The sequence below is a fragment of the Pigmentiphaga sp. GD03639 genome (assembly GCF_029845405.1).
Taxonomy (GTDB): domain Bacteria; phylum Pseudomonadota; class Gammaproteobacteria; order Burkholderiales; family Burkholderiaceae_B; genus Pigmentiphaga; species Pigmentiphaga daeguensis.
In genome coordinates, this window is record NZ_JAOCLR010000100.1 from 1 (window position 1) to 527 (window position 527).

Annotated in this window: 1 pseudogene; it reads right to left on the reverse strand. The window is 63.0% G+C overall.

What is annotated here, in order from left to right:
* A pseudogene (locus N5K27_RS29025) lies at positions 1 to 423 on the reverse strand (IS481 family transposase); the annotation flags it as partial.
* Positions 424 to 527 lie beyond the last annotated feature (104 nt).

Consider the following 527-nt stretch of genomic DNA (forward strand, 5'->3'; position numbering starts at 1 on the left):
GTACTTCACGTCCACATGCACGTAACCCGGCTCGTAGGCCTTGAACGGCTTGTCCGTGCGTTCGGTCTTGTCGGGCACCGGAAGGCGCGAATGCCCGCGTCGGCGCAACAACCGGTCCAGCGCCGAGCGGCTCATCGCCGGCTCAATGAACTCCCGGACCACGGCGAGCAGATCGTCCAGCGGCAGACGCAGATGCGTACGCAGGTAGATCACCAGTTCCTCCTGGCCTGCGTTGAGCGTGCTTTGCAGGCGATGCGGCGTGTGGCTGCCGTCGGTGACCGTGTCTCGCTTGCGCCATTTGCGGATCGTGTCGCGCGTGACGTTGAACTGCCGGGCAAGCTCGTAATCGCTGCCGGTGGCATTCTGGATCGCTTCGCGGATGGCGGGCGTCGTGGTGGCGTTCTTGTGCAGGTTGATCAGCATGTCGTTTCCGGATGAGTCCACTGTGCCACGACTGCCGTCAGCACCTCGCGGCCGAACAGCAGCGGACGTTTGCTTTTTAGCAGATATTCATCCGGGACCCGACA